General features: G+C 54.8%; 20 protein-coding genes. 7 read left to right on the forward strand and 13 right to left on the reverse strand.

Annotation, left to right across the window (positions count from 1 at the left end; all coding sequences use genetic code 11):
• Window positions 1-2: 2 nt before the first annotated feature.
• From JNO48_01590 to JNO48_01615, 6 genes are all read left to right on the forward strand, one after another.
• Window positions 3-1,778, forward strand: a complete 1,776-nt coding sequence (locus tag JNO48_01590; GenBank protein QTE68627.1) for a zinc ribbon domain-containing protein — start codon at window positions 3-5, stop codon at window positions 1,776-1,778.
• A 30-nt stretch (window positions 1,779-1,808) separates the two neighbouring features.
• Window positions 1,809-2,567, forward strand: coding sequence for a hypothetical protein (locus tag JNO48_01595; GenBank protein QTE68628.1), 759 nt, complete (start codon window positions 1,809-1,811; stop codon window positions 2,565-2,567).
• Window positions 2,568-2,642: 75 nt separating this feature from the next.
• Complete coding sequence (locus JNO48_01600; protein ID QTE68629.1) at window positions 2,643-3,710, forward strand: branched-chain amino acid aminotransferase; 1,068 nt, start codon at window positions 2,643-2,645, stop codon at window positions 3,708-3,710.
• A 62-nt stretch (window positions 3,711-3,772) separates the two neighbouring features.
• Entirely contained in the window at window positions 3,773-4,786 is a 1,014-nt protein-coding gene (locus tag JNO48_01605) for a hypothetical protein (protein ID QTE68630.1), read from the forward strand.
• Window position 4,787: 1 nt separating this feature from the next.
• Window positions 4,788-5,669 carry an RluA family pseudouridine synthase gene (locus JNO48_01610; GenBank protein QTE68631.1) on the forward strand — a complete coding sequence of 294 codons (882 nt, stop codon included), beginning with the start codon at window positions 4,788-4,790 and terminating at the stop codon, window positions 5,667-5,669.
• Window positions 5,670-5,709: 40 nt separating this feature from the next.
• Window positions 5,710-6,900 carry a glycoside hydrolase family 27 protein gene (locus JNO48_01615; GenBank protein QTE68632.1) on the forward strand — a complete coding sequence of 397 codons (1,191 nt, stop codon included), beginning with the start codon at window positions 5,710-5,712 and terminating at the stop codon, window positions 6,898-6,900.
• 215 nt (window positions 6,901-7,115) lie between these two features.
• On the opposite strand, the gene JNO48_01620 is transcribed toward JNO48_01615, so the two are convergent.
• The 10 genes from JNO48_01620 to JNO48_01665 all read right to left on the reverse strand — a co-directional run bounded on the left by JNO48_01620 (window position 7,116) and on the right by JNO48_01665 (window position 19,790).
• Entirely contained in the window at window positions 7,116-7,916 is an 801-nt protein-coding gene (locus JNO48_01620) for an amidohydrolase family protein (protein ID QTE68633.1), read from the reverse strand.
• 33 nt (window positions 7,917-7,949) lie between these two features.
• Window positions 7,950-9,920: a chitobiase/beta-hexosaminidase C-terminal domain-containing protein gene (locus tag JNO48_01625; GenBank protein ID QTE68634.1), complete on the reverse strand. Its 1,971-nt coding sequence runs from the start codon at window positions 9,918-9,920 to the stop codon at window positions 7,950-7,952.
• Between the two features lie 58 nt (window positions 9,921-9,978).
• On the reverse strand, window positions 9,979-10,815 hold the full coding sequence (locus JNO48_01630) for a hypothetical protein (protein ID QTE68635.1): 837 nt from the start codon (window positions 10,813-10,815) through the stop codon (window positions 9,979-9,981).
• Window positions 10,790-11,713 (reverse strand): Hsp33 family molecular chaperone HslO, encoded by a 924-nt coding sequence (gene hslO, locus JNO48_01635; GenBank protein ID QTE68636.1) that lies wholly within the window; start codon window positions 11,711-11,713, stop codon window positions 10,790-10,792. Before hslO ends, JNO48_01630 begins: the two co-directional genes overlap by 26 nt.
• A 19-nt stretch (window positions 11,714-11,732) precedes the next feature.
• A complete protein-coding gene (locus JNO48_01640; protein ID QTE68637.1) occupies window positions 11,733-12,485 on the reverse strand; it encodes a class I SAM-dependent methyltransferase in 753 nt (250 codons plus the stop codon).
• 23 nt (window positions 12,486-12,508) lie between these two features.
• Window positions 12,509-13,561 (reverse strand): DUF624 domain-containing protein, encoded by a 1,053-nt coding sequence (locus tag JNO48_01645; GenBank protein ID QTE68638.1) that lies wholly within the window; start codon window positions 13,559-13,561, stop codon window positions 12,509-12,511.
• A gap of 45 nt (window positions 13,562-13,606) precedes the next feature.
• Window positions 13,607-15,325, reverse strand: coding sequence for a phospho-sugar mutase (locus tag JNO48_01650; protein QTE68639.1), 1,719 nt, complete (start codon window positions 15,323-15,325; stop codon window positions 13,607-13,609).
• Window positions 15,326-15,408: 83 nt separating this feature from the next.
• On the reverse strand, window positions 15,409-17,661 hold the full coding sequence (locus tag JNO48_01655; GenBank protein QTE68640.1) for a hypothetical protein: 2,253 nt from the start codon (window positions 17,659-17,661) through the stop codon (window positions 15,409-15,411).
• Between the two features lie 33 nt (window positions 17,662-17,694).
• A complete protein-coding gene (locus JNO48_01660) occupies window positions 17,695-18,849 on the reverse strand; it encodes a DUF58 domain-containing protein (GenBank protein ID QTE68641.1) in 1,155 nt (384 codons plus the stop codon).
• Window positions 18,846-19,790, reverse strand: a complete 945-nt coding sequence (locus JNO48_01665; protein ID QTE68642.1) for a MoxR family ATPase — start codon at window positions 19,788-19,790, stop codon at window positions 18,846-18,848. The genes JNO48_01660 and JNO48_01665 overlap by 4 nt, the downstream gene beginning before the upstream one ends.
• A gap of 272 nt (window positions 19,791-20,062) precedes the next feature.
• Here JNO48_01665 and acpS point away from each other — a divergent pair, with 272 nt between their 5' ends.
• Window positions 20,063-20,425, forward strand: coding sequence for a holo-ACP synthase (acpS, locus tag JNO48_01670; GenBank protein QTE68643.1), 363 nt, complete (start codon window positions 20,063-20,065; stop codon window positions 20,423-20,425).
• Window positions 20,426-20,474: 49 nt separating this feature from the next.
• Here acpS and JNO48_01675 read toward each other — a convergent pair whose 3' ends face one another.
• Genes JNO48_01675 through JNO48_01685 form a run of 3 tightly spaced genes read right to left on the reverse strand, consistent with a single transcriptional unit; the run spans window position 20,475 to window position 22,953 of the window.
• On the reverse strand, window positions 20,475-21,119 hold the full coding sequence (locus JNO48_01675) for an MBL fold metallo-hydrolase (GenBank protein ID QTE68644.1): 645 nt from the start codon (window positions 21,117-21,119) through the stop codon (window positions 20,475-20,477).
• 1 nt (window position 21,120) lies between these two features.
• Entirely contained in the window at window positions 21,121-21,612 is a 492-nt protein-coding gene (locus JNO48_01680) for a hypothetical protein (GenBank protein ID QTE68645.1), read from the reverse strand.
• A gap of 9 nt (window positions 21,613-21,621) precedes the next feature.
• Window positions 21,622-22,953, reverse strand: a complete 1,332-nt coding sequence (locus JNO48_01685; protein QTE68646.1) for a CapA family protein — start codon at window positions 22,951-22,953, stop codon at window positions 21,622-21,624.
• Between the last annotated feature and the right edge of the window lie 138 nt (window positions 22,954-23,091).

Here is a 23,091-nt window from a genome sequence, read left to right on the forward strand (position 1 = left end):
GAATGAAATGTCCTGAATGCGGGCAGTGGAACCGGGCCTCCATGCCCCACTGCACCCGCTGCGGAACGCCCCTGAATATTGACGCGTCCTCCCGCATCGCGTGGAAGGATACTCTCCGGGACGGCGGCGCTTCCACATCTTACCTGCGTGCAGACGAGTTCGGTATGGTGGATAATACACCGGACTCCCGCGACACCCTGGCAGGGGAAATGCAGGATCTGAAAAGCCGGAAAAAGCGGGGCGCTGAACTGAAAAAACAGCTGCAGGATGAAACATCCCGTCTTCAGCCGCAGGTCCGTAAACCGTCCGGTGAAAAAAGCACCCCGGATGCGGAAACGCCCGATCAGCCGGCACGAACCGCGGTCTCCCCTTCCGATGCAGAGATGCGCCGGGAATCAGAAGTCCGCCACCGCGTCCGCTTTATGGATGATGCCGGCACCTTCATTGAACCCCGGTCCTACGATCCGATTCTCCCGGAATACCCCGGCGCCGGCCGAAGCCGCTCTGTTACTTACACGTCCGCCTTCTCCCCATATGGTGCCCGGGACGGACGGGTCATTTTCCGCCGGATTGCAGTCACCGTCCTGGTTTTGCTGCTTCTGGGCGGAGGCGGTTTCTTTGCCTGGAAACGGCTGTTTTCCAGCCGGCAGCCGTATTTCAGCACGGATGCGATCATCACTTCCACAGTAGCCGGCGAACTGGCTGCGCATACTGTCCTGATCCCCGGTGAAGAGGGAACTTCCATCTATATCCGGGAGCTCCACGCCAGCTATGTGGTGGTGGACGGATATGCAACCATTGAAATTCCGGATCATACCTGGTATGACAATCTGGAAGGCACACTGGGCGAAACCATGGATGTTACCCTGACTCCCTTCCTGAAGAACTCCTCCGGCCGCCAGACACCCCTGGACCTGATTTCCTATACCATTGCCATTCCGCTCAGTCCCCTGTCCCTGGAAACCCCGTCGACCCTTCGGAGCACCGTATCCACCACCATGGCCAATATTGTTCTCAACGTCCGTCCCGGTTCCCACGTCACTGTCAATGGAAAGGATTACAGCGACACGGTAAGCGAGGACGGTGAGCTGAGCATTAATGAACAGGTCCAGCCGCAAGGTGACAATGTTTTTACTATTGTTGCCCGCGCCCAGTACTGCCGCGAAAACTCCCTCACGCTGGTCATTTACCGTGCAAAGCAGGATATAACGCTGGACCTCGCACCCGAAACATTCTCTTCCACATTTAACGATACCATGACGGTCAGCGGCAATACGGTCCCCGGCGCATACATCACCGTCCTGAGCAAGCATTCGGACCTGGATATCTCAGAAGTGGACTCCACCGGCCATTTCTCCTTCATCGCGCATTTTGACCATATCGGAGACAACACAATTTCCATTCTGGCGGAGATGCCGAACAGGCGGCCTACCCGGGTAGACCATGTCGTGTATTATGTCCCGACCGCTGATATCTATACAACCAAGGCATTTTCGCTGAATGATTCCGATTACAGTGAACTGCTGGCCAATATCGACGCCCGCAGCAAAAAAGGAACAATCTATGAGGTAAAAGGATATATCGTGTCCATCGAATCCCAAAAACCGCAGATCGCCATCATCAATACCAGCGAGGATGGCAAATCACGCCCTGTTTATATTGTAAACTATTCCAAAACCAAATGGGAAATGGGAAACTACTACCGGCTTTTTGCCGATGTTTACGGCACTTTCATCAACTACCCGGCCATGAACGTCCGTTATACCTATACGAAATAATTTCCGTTCCGGAGAAGAGGAGATCCACAGATGAAACGGTTCCTGTCTGTCCTGTCGGCATTTCTCATACTGCTCATCGCTGCCGGAACCGTCCTGGCAGATCCGCTTGAACTGGACACAGACCTGGCCGATACACTGGTTATTCCATATGATCCGGACAATCCTTCCGCAGGATCATATACGTATACCTATTGCTATCCGCATGTTTCCGAAGATGAACCGGATGCAGGCAGGATCAACCCGTTCTATGCGGATCAGGTTTACACGCTGGAAACCAATATTCATTTCATGGCAGACGGATATATCGATTCCGGCAAAAGCGTTTCAGTAAATGTGTCCTATCAATGCACCTGCAACAATGACCATTTTTTCTCCGTCCTGGTCCGGAAAGAGTCCGTGATCGGCGATGTTGTCCGTACCGTCTGGACAGGGCATACCTTCTCCCGGCAGGACGGTCTGTCTGATGCCACATTTGATCTTCCACGGCTTCTCGGAATCCTGAATGCAGGGGAACAGGACGAGTACCAGCTGGCCCGCCAGACTGAAAAAGCCAGCCGGATCGTCCGGGAAATGATCATGGACCAGATCACCGAAAATCCCGGAAACCTGCCGTATTACGACGATTTTGCGGAGGATGACCTGCTGGATGTCTTTTATCCGGAAGAGGATTTTTACCTGGATGCAGAGGGGAATCCGGTGTTTTATCTGGAACCGGGGATCGCTGCGGACGAATCCGCAGGATACCTGGTTTTCCCGATAAAGCTGGAAGACATTGCCGATGAACTGTAATACAGGAAAAAGACAGTGTTTTCCCCCGGTCCGCAGTATAATGGCTTTATTATCAGAGGAAAGAAGGGTTATCTCATGCTGGATATCAAAGTGACGCTCACCCAAACCCCGAAGCAGAAACCTGTGGATGAATCCGCCCTCGGATTCGGGCGGATTTTCACCGATCATATGTTCCTGATGGATTATGAACTCGGAGTTGGCTGGCATAATGCCCGGATCGTTCCGTACGGTGATTTCCCGATTGATCCTGCCGCCATGGTGCTCCATTACGGTCAGGCCATTTTCGAGGGATGCAAGTGCTACCGCACCGCGGATAATACCCTGCAGCTGTTCCGGCCCAAGGATAACCTGGCCCGTATGAGCCGCAGTGCGGAGCGGATGTGCATGCCCGTACTGGATGAAGAAACCGCGCTCGAAGGGCTGAAGCAGCTGATCCGGATTGATGCAGACTGGGTTCCCCACCGGGAAGGCACCTCCCTGTATATTCGTCCGACCATGATTTCCACTGATGTCGGTCTGGGTGTCCACGCTTCAAAGAAGTACTGCTTTTTCATCATCCTGTCCCCCGTCGGTGCCTACTATAAAGAAGGCCTGAAGCCTGTCAGCATCTACGTGGAAGATGAATATGTCCGTGCTGTCCGCGGCGGCGTTGGTTTCACCAAGTGCGCCGGCAACTATGCCGCATCCATCCTGGCCGGTGATATTGCGGAGAAGAAAGGTTTCTCCCAGGTCCTGTGGCTGGATGGTGTTGAGCAGAAGTATGTGGAAGAAGTCGGTTCCATGAACATGATGTTCGCCTACGGCAACAAAATCGTCACCCCGAAACTCAACGGTTCCATCCTGCCCGGCATCACGCGGGACAGCGTTCTGAAGCTGGCTGTCCAGCTCGGATATGAAGCCGAAGAAAAGCGGCTGGATGTCAATGAAATCTTTGCCGATGCCAAATCCGGAAAACTGACGGAGGCTTTCGGAACCGGTACCGCCGCGGTGATCAGCCCGGTCGGTGTGCTCGCGCTCCGCGATGAGAAAGTCACCCTGGGCGATGGCGGAATCGGCACCATCTCCCAAAAGTTGTATGATACGCTGACCGGTATCCAGTATGGAAAACTGGAAGACCGGAATGGCTGGATCCTCAAGCTCTGATTGAAAGGAACCTTATGCTCAGACGAGGAAATACCCGTCCATATCACTGGGCCGATAAAACCATGAGTGTTTTACGTGCCGATCAGCTGGAGGCCTGTGAGAAAGATCTCACAGGCTTTCCGGCTGTCTGCCTTTTTGACGCTTCCTGCCAGGACCGGGATGCGGAAAAACTGTATGATCTTTCCTGGTATGCCGAGGAGGACAAGGCTTCCGGGAATCAGCCGCTGCTTCATAGAGTGAGCGATCTTCGAAGCCGCGTGCTTTCCGGCTTTGCGGCCGAAATGGCGCTTCTGCCCGGTGAAGAACATGATCTCCTGGTCCGGACCGTCCTGTTCGGCGGGCATCTGGCGCTGCAGGACTGGAATGACCTGATCCCTGCCCGCAGCCTGATCCGCCGGCTGTGGTGCCGCGGTGAATGGAAGGACAATGTACTGATCCTGCATATGCCGCATCAGCTGTGTGCAACCGCGCTTATTCTGCTGGCCGGGGATGAGCATCGGAAACTCCGGGATATTGTGGAACATGTGATTGACGGAATCGACAACACGCTCTACCTGATGGGAATGATGCAGGCTGCTCCGGCACTCCGCCACCTTCAGACGCTGCTCGCCGGCACCTGTGCGGAAGGGCATCCGGATCTGGCAGAGCGGATGCTGCGTGCCGCCTTTGATTATACATATGACCGCGAGGGCCAGCTGGTTCTGCTGCATCCGGGACTGGCCGAACCCGATGGAATGATCACGAAATTTTCTTCTTTCTCCCGTACGTCATCGTACCAAAGCATGACCAGCGATGCCATGAACACTGCTTCTGCCAGCGTAATGGACCTTGAATCCCCGCTTTATGACCGGATGCTGTCCGTTCTGGACGGTGCAGTCCGGCCGGAGATTTCTCCTGAAGATGCTGTGGAAGATCTGATTATTCTGGCAAAGCAGGGAGTTCCGTATAAAGACATGAAGGAAGTCCTTTCCTCCATGCTGGTTTCCTATCCTACCCGTGAAATGCTGGCGTCCCTTGAGAACCTCAGCGGACAGATTCCCCGCTGGCTGTATTTTTCTTCATCTCAGGTGCAGTAATATGGCGCTGAAAACCGTCCTGATTTCACCGGATGTATCCGGAATGCGGCTGGACCGTTATCTCCGGAAACTCCTTCCGGACCTTCCGGAGAGTACCATCCGTAAATTGTTTGCTTCCCGGGATATCAAGCTGGACAAAACCCCGGCTCACCGGGATGATATCCTGCAGTCCGGCCAGGAACTGAGGATTTACCTTCCGGATCGGTCATCCCTGTCCGGCAGCCAGCAATCCCTTCGGATTATCTATGAGGATGAAGATATCCTGCTTGTCAATAAGCCTGGCGGAATCAGCGTAGAGCCGGATACTGCCGGGTCTCTTTCACTGACGGAATTATGCTTTCAGCATGCTTGCGCTTCCGGTCCGGTTTCCTTTCCGCCCGCTGCCTGCCACCGCCTGGATAATAAAACCAGCGGGCTTTGCCTGTTTGCCAGGAATGCGCATGCACTGGCTGTCATGGAAGAGGCCTTCCGAAACCGGACGATCGAGAAATACTACATCTGCCTGGTTCGCGGGGTAATGAAACCGCCTGCTTCTGTCTGCAGTGCTTTCCTGGTCAAGGACAGCCAGCGCGCCGTTGTCCGCATTACAGATCATCCCGTGCCGAACGCCAGGCCTATCACGACCGGATATGAGACGCTTGAAAGCGGCCCCGTTTCCCGCCTGCGGGTTCACCTGATTACCGGACGAACCCATCAGATCCGGGCGCATCTTGCCGCACTTGGCCATCCGGTCCTTGGGGATGACCTGTACGGTGACCGTGCTTTTAACCGCCAGTATAAAGCCCGCAGCCTGAAGCTGTGTGCTGTCTCCCTGCGGCTGGATACCGGCGGAGCGCTCCCTGCCCTGGATGGCCGGGAATTCACAATTGATCCCCCATTCTGATTCTTATATCCCATCAAAATGAACTATACGGAGGTGCCCTATGCTTGCTGTCCGCCCGCCGCTTGGCTGGAATTCCTGGAACACATTCGGTGACAAAATCAATGATTCCCTGATCCGCGAAATGGCGGATTACATGGTGGATCAGGGCTACCTGGACGCCGGATATGAATATCTGGTCATCGATGACTGCTGGTCACTCCGTGAACGGGATGCCGCTGGGCGTCTGGTTCCTGATCCGGAAAAATTCCCCCATGGAATGAAGGACCTTGCGGATTATGTTCATGGAAAAGGCCTGAAATTCGGAATGTATTCCTGTGCCGGCGTTATGACCTGCGCCGGATATCCTTCCAGCTATGATCATGAGTTTACAGATGCCGAAACCTTTGCCTCCTGGGGTGTGGATTATCTGAAATATGATTTCTGCAATTTCCCGGAAACCGGCGACTGCCGTACCCGCTACCAGACGATGTCGATGGCGCTGAAGGCCACAGGGCGGGATATCGTTTTCTCTGCCTGCAACTGGGGCCAGAAGGAACCATGGAAATGGATGCGGAGTATCGGCGCGCATCTGTACCGTTCCACCGGCGACATTATGGATAACTATACATCCTTTACAGATATCTTCAAATCCCAGCTGGATAACCTCTGCATGAGCGGTGTCGGCTGTTTCAACGACATGGATATGCTGACCGTTGGGATGGATGGACGCGGAAACGTCGGTTTCGGTAAAGTATGTACCTATGAGGAATACCGGATGCAGTTCTCCCTTTGGTGCCTGTGCGGCGTTCCGCTGATGATGGGAGCAGACCTGCGCAGCCTGAAGCCGGAATACGTTTCCCTGATGCAGCACAAGGATCTCCTGCGGATTGACCAGGATGAGGAGGCACGGCCTCCGATGCTGATCCGGAAAGGTTCCATCTTTACCGGTAATCCGGATCCGAAGGAAGGGGAAATGCCCTGGCGTCACATTCCGGATTCATCCTATACCCTTTTCCGCCACCTGTCCGGCGGCGAGTTTGCATTGGCCTATATCAATCTGTCCGATGCCGAGTCCGTCATTCATGTGGAGATGGTAGACCTCGGCCTTCCGGTTGCTTCCGGTTACTCCCTGCAGATCCGGGATGTGTTTACCGGTGAGGACCTTGGGCGGAAGGCGGATTTCTTCAACCCCGTTGTTCCCGGCCATGATATGAAGCTCTACCTCTGCCGGCTGGTAAAAAACCGTGAATAATTCGTCCGAAAAAGCACAGACCGTCGGTATTCCGACGGTCTGTCGTATATGCGGCCGGACGCTTGTTCCGGATGAATGCGCGCTGACCAAAAAACTGATCAACCGCGGCGCGGTTGAATATATGTGCCTTTCATGCCTGTCAGAGCACTTCGGGGTGCCTGAGGATGCGCTTCGGGATAAAATCCGGCAGTTCCGTGAAATGGGATGTACCCTGTTCAGGTGAGCTGCAGAAGTTCTGCTGCATTCCGGTACAGGATTTTTTCCGTTTCATCATCTGTCAGTTCCAGCTTCCGGAAATGATCCAGCTCCTCTCCGGGAGTCCACATCGGGTAATCCGTTCCGAACAGGACCCGTTCCCTGCTGTAGTGCCGGATCATATCCCGTCCTTTCTCCGGTGTAAACGCATACAGGGAACTGGATGTATCCACATAGACATTCTCATACCCCGCAAGCGTTTTCCAGGCATCCTCCCATTCGCTCCATCCGCCGAGATGGGCGCAGATGCATATCAGGTGCGGAAATGTATCCAGAACCCGTTTCATCCGTTTCGGGTTGGAATATTCAAACCGCCTGTCCCCTGTATGGATCATGACCGGCATCTGCCCTTCAATCCGGCTGAACATATTCATGGCTTCCGGACTGTCCAGCGCAAACTGCTGCATGTCGGGATGGATTTTGAATCCTTTCAGTCCCATGGATCTCACTTCATCAATGAGTCCCGGAATATCTTCCGCCCCGGGATGAATCGCGGCATATCCCGTAAACTTCCCGGGATCATTTCTCACGGTCTCTGCGATAAACCGGTTAATGGCCGGGATATATTGCGGTGTGACCGCCACTGAATGAATGCATCCGCTGCATATCCCGGCTTTGCCATATTCATCGGCCAGCTGCCTGACTGTTCCGCAGTGCTTTGCGGTCATACCGTAAAATTTCCCGATGCTTCCTGCCGCCTTCTGAGCGATTGCATCGGGAAACACATGGGCATGTATATCGATAATCGGTCCGGTTGTCATGGTTGTCTCCTGCGGTTGTACTTCCGATTCTGCCTATGTACGGTTTGGCGTTCTGACACTGTGCCTCAGGTCAATTCCTGTCACCGTTCCGTCCGTTCCGACATAGTATTCCAGTACCAGATACTTGCTCTCCGAAGAATAGAACGTGTACTGGATCAGCTTGGAACCGTCCTCATATGGTGTAATGGTTCCTTTTCCGTTGGTAATCTCATAGAGACCGCGGTACCCTTCTTCGTTCTCCAGCTGAAGCATATCCCGGAATTGGTTGGTTACGTCCTTTTCAGCCCTTCCGATTGCAGTTCCCCGAGGCGCTTTGAATGTCCCCGGTGTTGAATAATATACTTCCACAACCACCCAGGTTTTCCGGGACTTGTTCATATTCATGATCGCATAGCCCCAGGGATATACATACCGGCGGCACTCTGTATCAAAACCGTCATTCTCCACCTTGCCGGCCGGTGTCCCTTCACCGTATTTCTCCTGAAACTCCTGCTGGGAAGTACTTCCGAGCTTCAGTGAATCCAATGTGTCGCTGGCATTGAATGCTTCCTTGGGCTTGGGATTCGCATCGATTTTGTATTTGACCTCCAGCGTATTCGAAGGTTTTCCATACTGGTTGACCGCAATCGCTTTCAGGGTCACCCATCCGTTCGCCAGCTGGATCGGCTCCCCGGTATATATGGGACTGTTCAGGCCCGGATTGGAACCGTCGATCGTATAGTAGATCCGGATATGATCATCGCCGATATCATCCTTGCCCGGTTTCAGCTTAACGCGCTGGCTGGTTTTATATGTATTCGGTGCCAGGTTGGCCTGGGGAGTCATCGGTGATGGCAGGGCAATCCGGTATGTACCCTTGATTTCATCGGAGACAAGCTGGCCGTTCACCGCGACTGCCCGAAGCGTCCGGACCCCCTCCGGAAGCGGAACCGGATACTGATACAGGATTCCCTGGTACGGAAGGAGCGCGTTTTCATCGAATGTATAATAAACATCATACCCCTGGGGGGAAGACAGTACAAGGGACTTCAGCGCATTGTAGAAGCCGGCCTTCGGTTCCGCTTCCGGCGGAACCGGCAGCAGGTCGCTCCGCTGGGTCTGGAAGGATGCATCCCCCGTCTTCTCGTAAGCCTGTTTCATCAGTTCCCCGGCTTCCCGTTCCTGCCCGTTGTTCTGCAGAATCCGGATATGGGCAATGTAAGCCTCCGGCCGGGATGGTGTGTTTTCATATATATACTTGTAAAGCTCCGCGGCTTCATCCACCATTCCTGCCGCTTCATAGGCGCTGCCAAGATTCAGCAGACCGTCCGGATCCGAATAATGGTTCGGAGAATCTTCGTCCTGCGCTTTTGCCTTCTCATAGCACGCAATCGCGTCATCAATCCGTCCGGAATCCAGCATTTCATCCCCGACTTCCCATAACGCGGCAGTGGAAACCTGCATGGTCAGCTTCGGAAAATGCATTCCGAGACGAACCAGGATTTTCTGCCCGGGATTGGTGTATTTCAGGAAGCCAAAGCTTCCGGCTGCCAGCACAATCATGGCGATCGCCGCAATCACGGCAATCTTCATCCAGTTGACCATCTGCCGATGCGGACGCCGGTTCGCTTCCACCGATGCCAGATACTTCGCAGCCTGATCCGGATCAGCCTCATCATCATATATGGTCCGCCGCCTGCGCTCGATGATCTCCCTGCCCGGATTCTGCTCCGGATCTTCGGAGACGGTAAAACGGTCAAAATAATCCTGTCCCGGCTGGCGGGTATCTGCCACAGCGGGTATTTCCATGGTGGCATGGCTTGCCCCGCTGCGCCTTCTCCGGGTCTCCGCCGCATCCGGTTTCTGTTCTGTTTTGTTTTTCAGCGCTTCCCGTGCTTTTTTCCCCTGCCGGATTGCCTGGGCTCCCTGCTGACGGAAGCCGGACTCATGCTTCAGGATCTGCCCGCATGCCGGGCATACGCTCTCATCACTCTCACTGTAATATCCGCATTTCTGACACAGCATTCCATCACCTCCCTGCTTTCCGCAGATCATTGCCCGGGCCTGTCAGCCCGGCTTTCCTTCACGTCAGATCCATCTGCCGAAGTGCCTCATACTCCGGATCGTCATCATATTCCCGCTCCGGGCATACGCCGCCGAGAGCTTCGATGGCATTCCGGACCTCAATAAACGTCAGGTATGGAAGTCCGGGCTCCTGCGCTGCACTGATCAGCGCCGGCAGCGCACGGTCATCCCCCAGTTTTGCAAGATATCCGGCAAACAGTGCCCGGCGTTCTTTTTTCTCTTCAAACAGCCGGATCGCCAGCTTGAATATCCGGTCATCTCCGGGAAAATTGGACAGCACCTCCATCAGGGCTTCCTGTCCGGCCGGGCACGCCTGATTCAGGTTCTGCAGAATTGGCTGGACAACGGTTTCCCCCATGGCAGTCAGGCTTTCCAGGGCCTTGTCCTTCATATCATCCTTTTCTTCCCGGTCCAGCTGCCAGTTGATATACAGCATTTTAGGCATCGTGCTGTCCATCTCACGCAGCAGTTCAATGGCAGTCATCCGTGCCTCTTCTTCCGATTCCTCATCCTTCAGCAGCGCGGTCAGTCGTTTTTCACAGGGCTTCCCGACAAAGGAAATCTGTTCCAGCAGCGGTTCCGGCAGCGGTACCCGTTCCGCGCAGTATTGGTTCATCCAGTCCACCAGTACCTTGGGATCCTCGAACTGGGTAAAATACGCGCCGGGCGTTACATTGCCGAGCCATTTCGCGCGGGTGTTCAGGAAGTTCATATATACCCGCGGCATATCCTCTTCCATCTCGTCAAAGTTGCTGTATTCACTCTGATGGGCTTTCATCCATTCAGATACATATTCCGCAAAATGCTCATCAAAGTTCACAATCGGCATTTTCATCTGGTTTCTCTCCTCCGTTTTCTGAAGCATTCCGGATCAGTTCTCTCAGGTCATCCTCGGAAAAAGCATAACGGCTGCGGCAGAAATGGCAAACCAGTTCGGCACCGTGGTCTTCATCGATGAGGCTGGTCAGGTCCTTCCGTCCGAGGGAAATCAGTGCCTTCTCCATCCGTTCCCGTGAGCATGTGCACTGATAGGATATCGGCGTCCGTTCCAGAATAACCGGATCCATTCCGCGGAACCAGTCGCTGCACAGCTGTTCAATCGGAGCGAATGTCATTTCCCGGCTGATATCGGCAAACATCGGGCTCCTCAGCTCCAGCTGATCAATGATTTCATCCGGGCATCCGGGCAGCGGCTGAATCAGCAGTCCGCCGGCTTTCAGGATCCTGCTTCCGCTGACCAGCACCCCCAGTGCCACAAGGCTTGGCTGTTGTTCCGATACGGTAAAATACTGGGCGAAATCCATTGCAATCTCGCCGTTCACAAGCTCGCTCTGGCCGATGTAATTTTTCTTCAGTCCCAGATCCTTGATCACGCTCATCCGGCCGGAATGGCCGACAGCGCCGCCGACATCCAGTTTCCCGTCCTCCCGGAGCGGAAGCTCAACCTGCGTATCATCCGCGCAGGCACGGACTTTTCCGTGATCCGCAACCGCGACCAGAGAGCCCATGGGGCCGTCTCCCTTGATCGTCACAGTTACCGATTCATCTTCGCCCTTCATCATGATTCCCAGCATCACCGTGCCGGTCATCAGCCTTCCCAGGGCAGCAGAACAAACCGGTGTACACTCATGAATATCGGTACAGCGCTGAACCGTCTGTGTCGTTTCGCAGAGCATCACCCGCACCTGTCCGCCGCACAGATCGATCTGAAGCATTTCATCCCTGTTTGCCATGGTCTTCCCTTTCTCCGGTTTATTCCTCATCCTCCGCCCGGGTAGCAGCAACATGCCACCGCTGATTTCCGTCCGTGCTGCTGTTCAGGGTAAAATCCCCGTATATGCTGACCGCCCGGAATCCGGCATGCCAGAGGTTTTCCTTCAGTGTTTTCTCATCCCAGGCCCGCTGTTTCTGGTGTTCCTCAATCCGGCGGTACTGGTTTTCCTTTTCACGAACAAAAAAAACAAGATCCAGGCTGACGGTCTTCTGGCGCTCATTCCAGGAATTCTGCCACATATAGGTAATATTCTCCCGATCTTCCGCCATCAGTCCGCTGCACAGCACATTCTTCAGTTTATATGGAGTGGATACGTCAAATACCAGGGCACCGCCCGGTTTGATTGCCCGATGTGCTGCCCGGAAGAAACTGAGAAGATCCTCCTCCGTCAGCAGGTAATTCACACCGTCACATGTTGCCAGTACAGCGTCCATCGGCCGGTGGAGATTCAGTGCTTTCATATCCTGCTGGACAAACGGCATCGCAATCCCGAGTTTCCGGGATTTCTGGGCTGCTTCCCACAGCATCTCGCGGCTGATATCCACACCGGTCATCTGAAAACCGCGCCGGTGCAGCGGAATGGTCAGCCCGCCTGTACCACAGGCGCATTCGCAGATTTTACCGTTCCGGATGCCGTAAATGGAAAGCAGGCGGGTATAATAATCCGCCCAGCTTTCATAGTCTACGTCATCCATCAGTTCATCGTACAGTTCGGCAAATGCCTGATACATGTCGTTACCTTCCCCGCTGCCTGTTATTCCGGATCCGTCCCGTTTTCAGTTTCGTCTTCATCTTCATCGTCTTCCGGAGCCTTCAGCCCCTGGTTGACCTTGGCGCCTTCAATCCGGCTGTTGATATACCGGTCAAACACGGCATTTGTATAGCTGGCAGTGATAAAACGGCTCAGTGAGAAACCGATCAGCATATAATAGCCGCCCAGGATCATAAGTCCGATCATCAGGTCCAGTCCGAAGAACCAGACAGCAGCAAAGAAAATGAGCGCCGGCACGCAATGAAGCAGCCGGATGCCGACACTGAACGGAAGGCGCGCCACCCCAAGCAGCAGGCCGTTGCGAAGAGCGTCCTTCATCTTCAGTTCATAGGTCACAATAATCGGATACATATAGGTCACGGAAATCGCCCAGATGAGGCCGACCAGAATCACCAGCACCTGCGGAATAATCAGGATCATATTCTGTGATGCCATCTCCCCGTAGAAGCTCCATCCTTCATATACCGCCAGCGGAAGGAACCCGGTAACAGCGCTGATCACGAGGGCCTGCTTCCAGTTCTCCCTGACCGCGTCCTTGAAGTCAGTCCATACAAACGCATGTTCATCCCGTGCCCAGTTCCGGGTCACATAGCTCAGGCCGGCTGTAAACGGACCGGTAATTGCGATACAGGGAATCAGCCACAGCAGAAGCCTGGTCAGGGAAGCCCTCAGGGTGGAGTTCATATAGGTGCCCAATTCATCCTTCTGGGAAACCAGTGAGCCGAATTCTTCCTCAGAGATGACATTCTCCACCCCGGAATTCTGCATCATCTCCACATATGCCGGATAATTATTATCCTGGATCAGGGCAAAATTGGTCAGTGTGGAATACATATTCATTGCAGACACCATGATCACAATCATCGTGGGCAGCCAGACCAGCATGTACAGCAGATTCAGCCGGCAAAGCGCGGAAAGCCGTGTGCGCAGCGTATCCCGGAAAAGCTGGGAACGCGTTTCGGGCAGGTCCTCCTTCCGGAAATCTCCCTTTCCGCTCTTTCCGTAATAGTAGTTATTCATCATTCTGCCAAACATGTCCGGTAGTCCTCCGTCTGCCCCGTTCCGGGACCTTGATATTGATTATGCCATCAGCGCCTTGCTGGCTTCACACAGCCGCCGGTTCAGTTCTTCCGCCTTTGCCTGCTCCGAATCATTGCTGTTCACATACAGTTTGATCTTTGGCTCCGTTCCGGAAGGACGTACGCATACCCAGCATCCTTTTTCCAGTTCAAAGTACAGTACATCCGAAATGGGAAGCCCGGTCGGCTCTTCCGTTCCGCCTGACATCCTTGTTCCCTTCAGGTAATCGCGGACCGCTGTCACCTTCAGGCCGGCAATTTCCTTCGGCGGATTGTTCCGCAGGCCGGTCATGATCTCTTTCATACGTGTCAGTCCGTCCTTTCCGGGCAGCGTTGTGGAGACCACATTCTCCACATAATAGCCGTATTCCCGGAAAATCTGCTGGACACGGTCATACAGGGTAATACCTTCCGCCATGCAGGCACAGGCAACCTCACTGATCAGCAGGCTCGCATTTACACCATCCTTGTCCCGGACAAATGTGCTGCTCAGGAAGCCATAGCTTTCCTCAAATCCGAACAGAAAGGTATAATCCCCGCTGTCCATAAACTGCTGGATCTTCTCGCCGATAAACTTGAATCCGGTCAGCGTTTCGAAGAGTTTTACATGGAAGCTTTCGCAGATCCGGTTGGCCAGGCTGGTGGAAACAATGCTCTTGACAGCAGCCCCGTTGGCCGGCAGCGTTCCGCTTTTCTGCTTGCTGGAAAGGATGTAATGAAGCAGTACGCAGCCGATCTGGTTACCGCTCAGGAGATGCCACTCACCGGAACCGTCCTTAACGGCAACGCCCAGCCGGTCACAGTCGGGATCTGTCGCAAAGATCACGCTGGCGCCGACTTCTGCGGCTTTTTTGAATGCAAGCTCGTAAGCACCCGGATCTTCCGGATTCGGGACCTTGATCGTGCTGAAATTCGGATCCGGCATTTCCTGTTCCTTCACCACCGCAACGTTGGTCAGCCCGATTTCCTTCAGCACACGGCGGACCGGTACGTTTCCGCTGCCATGAAGGGGCGTGTACACGATATTCAGCCTGGGACCTTCCTTCTTCAGCAGTTCCGGATTGATACTCAGCGTCTTGATTCTGGCAATATAGTCATCGTCCACTTCTTTGTTTCCGATGATTTTCAGCAGCCCTTTGTCCAGCGCTTCCTGCTCATCCATCAGGCGGCATTCGGTATACTTTGTGGCACGGATAACCCGGGTAATGCTTTCTGCGATTTCAGGAGCCACCTGGGCACCGTCTTCCCCGTATACCTTGTATCCGTTGTACTGGGGCGGATTATGGCTGGCCGTTATCACCACGCCGGCTGCCGCATGCAGATGCCGGACCGCAAAGCTCAGGACCGGAACCGGCCGCAGTGCGTCAAACAGGAAAGCCGGTACGCCTTCCGCGCACAGTACCAGGGCAGTATCCCTGGCGAATTCAGCGCTGAACCGCCGGCTGTCATAAGCAATGACGACACCGCGCGCCGCGTCTGCCGGGTTCTTCAGCAAATGCCCGGCCAGGCCTTTTGTCGCACGGCGGACATTATACTTATTCATCCGGTTCATACCGGCGCCAAGTACGCCGCGCATTCCGGCGGTACCGAAACTCAGTTCGGTATAAAAACGGTCTTCAATTTCCTTCTCATCATCCCGGATTTCCAGAAGTTCCCGAACCGTTTCCGCATCATCCGCGAAGTCTTTCAGCCACTGTTCATAATTTTCACGAATCGTCATACTTCAGCATCCTTTCTGTCCGAGACATATACTTTATTTCATTATAATGGGATTCTTCCGGTTTGACAAGAACCATCCCCGGCTTACCGGCTCCAGCTGCGCCGCGCGGCGGGAAGAAACACGCGCCGCATCCAGTACCGCACATGTCCAGGCCGGCTGAGTTCTGACTTCAGGAGTACAGCCGTATCCCGGATAAATCCGGTATCCTCCTGTCCGGGCTGCATTGCGGAATACCGCAGCACCGATACAATCCTTCCGACCGGCTCAACCGATGTGGAGAACGGCCCCATCCGGTCAATCCGCCGGGTGAATGCAATCGGCGATTCCCCGTTCTTCCGGGTCAGGTTTTCAGCTGCAAACAGATCAGATACTTCCTGAATCCAGATCTCCGTCTTTTTTTCCTCCGATCCGGCCCGCTTTTCACGAAGCACCGGGGATGTCACCGTGATCCGGGCTGCCAGTGCGGTCAGCAGCAGGATTGCAAGCAAAATCAACCAGGGAAATCCGCCTGACCCGCCGTTGTCCGTACGCCCGGAATCGGAGTCCTGCGGCGGGACTGTCCCGGAATCCGGCGGACTCGTCGGTTCCGGTTCCGGCGTCGGATTCGGATGATCCGCTTCCGGGGTCGGCGTGGCATTCTCTGTGTTGGTTATGGGATCCGGGGACGGAGCTGCGTCCGGTGCAGATGGGTTTTCCGGCGGCTGGGCGTTCTGTGATGCATTTCGTGTTTTGGGAGTCGCATCAAATGTCAGCCATCCGAAGCCCTTAAAACAGACTTCGGTCCACGCATGTGCGTTTTCTCCTGTTACCAGTGCCTCTCCGCCGGCACCCGGCTCCGCCAGGTATCCTTCCACATACCGTGCCGGCAGTCCGGCCATCCGGCACAGCACTGTCATTGCCGACGCGAAATATGTACAGTATCCTTTCCGGGTCTGGAACAGAAACATGGTCACAAAATCGATGTTCTCCGGATGTTCACTGACATCCAGGGTATAACGGCAGTTGTTCCTCAGCCAGTTCTGAATTGCGGCTGCCTTTTCATACGGGTTGCTGACCCCTGCAGTGATCTTCCGGGCCAGGTCGTATACGGACTCTTCCAGATGATCCGGAAGTGCCGTATAGATCTCCGGAACATCTTCCCACCCCGTATCGCTCTTCGCAGCGCAGAAATCCAGCAGGGCTCCGATTCCTGCATCGTCGGAGGTAAACAATGGTGCCCGGACTGTATACGTATCCCCGTCCTGAAGATTCCGCGTAATGAAAATTTCGGATGCATCGGAAAAATAAGGAACCAGATCCGCTCCGGGAATCAGTTCCCGGACCCGCTGCGGTACAAAAAGCGTGGAGGGGCTTTCATTCAGCAGACGAATACGGATCGTTTCCGTTCCGCTCAGTGAATTCTGGATGGAATCCGGCGGCAGGCCCTGGTCAAACAGACGGCGCCTGTTGCTCTCCATCCGGCCGGACTGCCACAGATACCTGCGTCCGCCTGCTGTGTTGCCCCAGGAGCGCCCCGTATAGGCATCGTAAATTGTGCCGCGCAGATATGTGGTACGCGGAGTGTTCACCTGCATAACCGGTGTTTTTTCCGGATTGGGTTTGCCGCCCAGCTGATCCTGTCCCTGCGGCGAATATCCGACTGCATAAAGCGAGAAAACATCCCGGGCTTCCGTAAAAAACAGGCGGTCCATAATCGCCTGGCGTATATCATCCGCCTTATTCTTCAACGCAGGCACTTCCGTACATCCCCCGCCCAGCAGGAAAGCAAGTACAGTGATCAGTGCAGCCCATGGGAGAACACGGAGTGCCGGGGTTTCTTCATTCCGGGTGATCAGGATCAGTGTCAGCACAGCTGCCAGGGCCGGGAGCATCCACGGAAGCAGATCCTGGCGCTCTGAAAACCATGTCATCAGTGCAACACCGATACAGAGCAGCAGGGACGGAAGGCATGTCGCCCTTCGGATTGTCACCGTGAAGCAGATCATGGTCATGGCGATCGTGGTAATCCGCATCGCCTGCCTGGCAATCAGCGGAAGCGCCGACTGGATTCCATGCATCCGCAGGGCCATCGCCATCACATAATCCGACATCATCCGGGATCCGCTTCCTGTCAGCCAGACCAGTAATCCGGCCAGTCCGGCCCCAGTCACCGCGATCACTGATATCCGATGCAGGCAGGCAGCTTCCAGCACGATGATAATGGCTGCGGAAAGGAGCAGCATCCCCGAATCAAAGAGAGAGGGATCCATCACGCCAAGCAGCGGCATGATCAGTCCGGCAGACAAAAGAAAAGCAATCAGCGCATGGACTGCCCTTGCGCGGATTTTCATGCCCATCCGGTCTCCCTCCTTCCCGAATCCAAATCCCGTTTACCCGGCATTCGGCGTCACATAGGCTACTTCGATCTCACTGTGCTGCAGCCTTGATATCAGAGGCAGCACGTTCGCGTCTTCCGGGGTGGATGTCACCAGGTACAGGCGCAGGTTGGGGCCGGTCCTGTGAATCCGGGTCATGATATCCACCATCGCATAGTTCAGACGTGCTGTTACCACTGCCACGCAGCCGACTTTGCTCATCCGGCTGCTTTCCATCTGAAGCACCCGTTCAAACCGGTCTGTTTCAGAAAAATCGACTCCGGCAAGATACTTCAGTGCAATAGTCGTACCAATGCTGCGGTCCGCCTCTGCCGGCCTGCTGCCGGTGAGCGGCATCCGGATTTCGTGGTCTGTCCGCATCTGGGCAGAAAACAGGGATGCTGCTGTCTCAAGCAGCGTGTCCCGGATATCGGCTTCCGCCTGGGAATCTCCATGGAACGGCGGCCTCGAGCAATCCATCAGGATCAGGACCTCCTGCAGCAGGGGCTCTTCAAACTTCCGCACAATCAGTTCCTGTTTTCTGGCTGAAAGCTTCCAGTGGATTTTCTTCATCGCGTCACCGGGCTGGTAGGCCCGGATATCAGAAGGAGCATTCAGATCCTCATTGGCCCGCGCCATCAGTTCACTGCCGGGATCGCCGGGCGCCATCACCAGCGGGTCCACATCAAAAACGCGCGGAAGCACCGTCAGTGAATAAACCGTCTCATCCGGACGGATCACCCGCTGGAACATTCCCAGCATATCTTCTATCATGCAGGTTTGTATTCCTGATGTGTAAATGCCCACATGTGCAGCATCAATCGGCATCCGAAGGCTCTGAACGCGGCCGGGAATATCCTTCAGCCGGATCTTCCGGCTATCCCCGCCGCTCATGGACGGGATTTCCAGGATCACAGGTGCGACCGGAATCCACCCGCCGTGGCTCACTCCCAGCACAAGCGTGGTATGTTCTCCCCGGTAAACCGTCTGGTCCTCTATCTCAGCGGTAATACGAACAGTCGCGGAAGCCCATATTACGCTGATCAGGCAAACAAATACCGTCAGCGCAACCATGATTGCGAGAACAAACAGCAGTGTGCTGCCGGTCGACATCGCCGCGGTCAGCAGCATCGCAAACAGCCCGGCCGGCATCATCAGATGGCTCTTCATAATTTAACGGGGACCGCGGTGTTCTGCAGAATGTTCAGCAGAATCTGCTCCGTCTGGATCCCTTTCATTTTTGTTTCCGGTGAAAGGACCATCCTGTGGGCAAGAACCGGAAGGAACATGTGCTGGATATCCTCCGGAAGCACAAAATCCCGGTCGTCCAGCAGCGCGCAGGCCTGGCCCCCGCGCAGCAGTGCAATGGCCGCCCGCGTGGATGCCCCCAGTGTGAAGGAAGGATCCTCACGGGTCGCGGCTGCCAGTGTCGCCACATAGGATCTTACCTCCGGTGAACAGTAAACCCGCGTCACCTGGTCCTGCATGGCAATCACATCCTGGGCGCTGCAGACAGGTTCAATCGTTGCCATTGGCGGAATGCTTCCGGAATAGCGCTCCAGGACATCCATTTCCTGCTGGACAGTCGGGTATCCGATGGATATACGCAGGAAGAACCGGTCAACCTGGGCTTCCGGCAGCGGATAAGTTCCGACAAATTCTCCGGGGTTCTGGGTGGCAAGCACAATAAACGGCCGCGGCAGCGGGTGGGTTTCCCCGTCCACTGTTACCTGATGCTCTTCCATAACCTCCAGCAGGGCGGACTGGGTTTTGGGGCTGGTACGGTTGATCTCATCCGCCAGAACGATCTGGCTCATTACTGCCCCTTCCCGATATTCCATTTCACCTGTCTTGATGTTGATCAGGGTGTAGCCGGTTACATCCGACGGCATCAGATCCGGCGTAAACTGAATTCTCCGGAATGTACAGTCCAGTGACCGGGCCAGCGCGCTGGCCAGTGTCGTCTTCCCGACGCCCGGCACATCTTCAATCAGCACATGGCCTTTGCACAGCAATGCAATCAGCGCATATTCAACGGCTTCCTCCTTGCCGACAATCGCCTTGCCGATATTCTGCTGCAGCGACATAATCATACGTCCTGGATTCAGCATGAACCTGCGCCCCCTCCGGAAAGAAAATTACAATGGAATCAACTTGAGTATTATACCTGTAATTGATGAAAACATCAAGATGTTGTATAATGCTGCCAGCCGATGCAACATCTGATAGTAAGGAGGCCGAACTCCGTGTGGGATATCCGGGTCGTGGATGAAACCCCGGCCGGGAATGATGCAGCCGCCCTGGCCCGCAGCGGTGCGGCTTGCCTAAGGCCGGCGGTTCTTCGCTACCTGCGGTAATGTATCCGTCAGAGGGGTGAATGGATATGTGTAACGGTATTGGAATTGATCTTTGTGAAATCTCCCGAATGGAAAAGCTGATGGCGGATGAACGGTTCATGAACCGCTGGTTTACGCCGGATGAAATCCGTTATGTTCACACCAAGGGGAAAGGTGCCGCACAGACGCTGGCCGGCCTTTTTGCGGCCCGCGAAGCCCTGGCTAAGGCGCTGGGATCCGGAATTGATTTTAACCTGAAGGAGGCAGAAATCCTCCATACGCAGACCGGAACCCCGTATTTCCGCCTGAACGGCCGTCTGGCAGAAAGGACCGCCGGGAGCCGGATCCTTTTAAGCATTACGCATGATGCCGGAGTCGCAGCCGCTGTCTGCATCCTGGAACAGGAATAAAAAAGGAACCGGCTATGCTATGCCGGTTCCCTGATTTTGTATACCCCTGTCACTGCCGGAACAGCACTGCCTGCGGCTGGCATTCCATATCGCCGGATGTAACCCTGAGCGCTTCCGCATCCTGTAATACTGCCTTTCCGGAATAAGCTTTCAGGAAATCCTCCGGTCCGGAAATGGGCCATCCGGAAATATACTGTGTTTTATAGTGCATCGGCAGGACCGTGCGGGCCTCCAGGATTTTAGCTGTTTCAGCCGCCTGTTTCCCGTCAATCGTAAAGAAGCCACCGACCGGAACCATCAGGATATCAGGCCGGAACAATTTCCGGATTTGTTCTTCATTCAGCGCACAGCCCAGGTCACCCAGATGAACCACCCGCAGTCCTTCTGCTTCGATCAGGAACAGCAATGTTGTTCCTCTTTTTTTGCCTTCTTCGTCATCATGGTACCCGGCGATGGCAGTAATCCGGATCATCGGGTCCGGGGAGAATGTCCCTTCCCCGCTGATCACAGCCGGATGGCCGGTGATGTTCTCCACCGCATTGTGATCCCGATGTCCGTGGGAAACAAGGACCGCGTCCGCTTTTACCGCTTCAACCGGGTAGCCGCAGGAACTGTCATAAGGATCCGTTGCAATCCGGAATCCGCTTTCCGTTTCAATCAGGAATTCTGCGTGATGAATCTGCCGGATAACCATATCATTTCCCTCCGCCGAAAAAAGTCATATGCACAGCCGGAATTCCCTGATGGCCGCGGAGCCGTTCTGCCCACCGGGCATGCAGTTTCCGGCATGCTTCCTCATAGGATTCCCGGCTTTCCTCTCCTGCTTTCAGCAGCATCCTCTCGGTGTTCCCGTCTGAAGGGGCCAGATGGTTCCGATGTCGTTCCAGCAGGCTTCTGCAGCATGCAGCTGCCGGGCCGGTTGTACACTCCTCCGGAATGAATCCGGGCAGAAATACGCCGTCTTTGCGGTCCAGCAGAATCCATCCGCCTTCCCTTACCAGCTTCCATCCAGCCTTACCCGCCCGGTTGATGAAATCATTCAGCGTGTTCTCTGAAGCTGCTGCAGGAAGGTCGGTAGCATACAGCCATTCTTCGGACCGGCTTCGCCGGAGCACTGCGGGACGTTCCGTTTCCAGGGCGTCCAGAATACTCCTCAGTTCTTCACGAAAAGGATTCACAGAGATCATTTTCCCTTCCTATCGTTCTGACAGCGGAGAACCGGCCAGGGCACTCCGCACAGCCTCTGCTGCCTTGTCCATGTTTTTGATCTGTTCGTTGTCCATTCCGTCCGGCGGGGTCCGGTTGGCGGCAAGGCACCGGTAATAGTACTGGCCGTCCTGCCGGTACCGCCATGTATAAAGCGGCGTATACTCCGGCTGTTCCACTGCAGCTTTACCGTCCCGGGTCATATGAATGCGGACGTGCAGCAGGTACCCGGAAATCCTCCTGATATTGGAGCGGTCTCCGCTCAGTACGGTTCCCAGGCTCCAGATACACAGGATCTCTTTTTCATTTCCGTCCGGCTGCTGTACAGTAAGATACTCTGCCGCCTGCGGAACCCGGCTTCCGGCTCCGATAATCAGGTCTGCCCCCGCATCCGCAATGCTCTGGGCCAGCGCTTTCTGGGCTTTATCCGGCGTTTTTCCGACCTTGCCCCAGTTCATCAGGACAATCACCGCTTCCGCGCCGCGGTTCCGGGCTTCGGTAATATCTGCTGCAATCCGTTCGCTTTCTGCCGCCGGCACAGTATCGGATTCTTCCTTTTTATCCATTTTCTTCCGGGTGGAAGCAGAAACGGTGTCCGTATATGACAGAATCGAAATCCGGATTCCCTGAACCACAGTGATGCTGACCCGTTCCCGGTCTCCGGATTCGAATATTCCGGCCGGTGAAATACCGTTTTCCCTCAGGTTTGTCCGGGTGGAGGAAACTCCGCCGCTTTCCTTGGCCCATGCGTTGGCAAATCCGCATGCTGCAACCTGGAAACCGGCATTTTTCAGGACCCTGGCCACGGAAGACGGTGTAACCGTATCGGAGACCTTTTCCTCGTCGCTGATGATATTTTCCAGGAAAACCGCATTCAGATCAGACCGGATTTCATTTTTCAGAAGGCTCAAAACATCCGAGAAATCATATGTCCTGGAATCTGAAAGGTAGCTGTTTTTCCGGACTTCGCCGTCCATTGCCACCGTACCGGCCACCGTCATGGTAAAGCTCCGTTCGGCAGCTGCAGTCACCGGAGTGGCTTCCGGCGGTGCGGAAACACCGGATGCAGTTTCATGCAGAAGATCAGCTGTTTCGTTGTCCCGGTCCGGTTCCGGAGTATTTCCCGGCTTGCCGGTAACTTCATCCGGGCCGGTATAGCTTTCTTCCAGATTCAGGGGATTCATTCCGGCACCGGTCAGGTCAATGGACCTGCCGGAGGAAAACCGGATCAGGATCATAACCGATCCGATCAGAACCAGAAGGGTCACTACTAGCATCACCCGCGTACCGAGTGATACCTTCCTGTTCCCCGGATCCTTCACCGGTTTCACCTCCATTTTCTCTGCCACAGCCGGAAAATCAGACTACGCCCTGCAGTATAGCTGCCAGTACTACACTCCCAAGCATAATGCCTGCAAGGACAAGCGCTCCAATCCTGAGCATGCTCTTTTTGCGTTCAG

The organism is Clostridiales bacterium (assembly GCA_017569285.1).
GTDB lineage: Bacteria > Bacillota > Clostridia > Christensenellales > Aristaeellaceae > Aristaeella.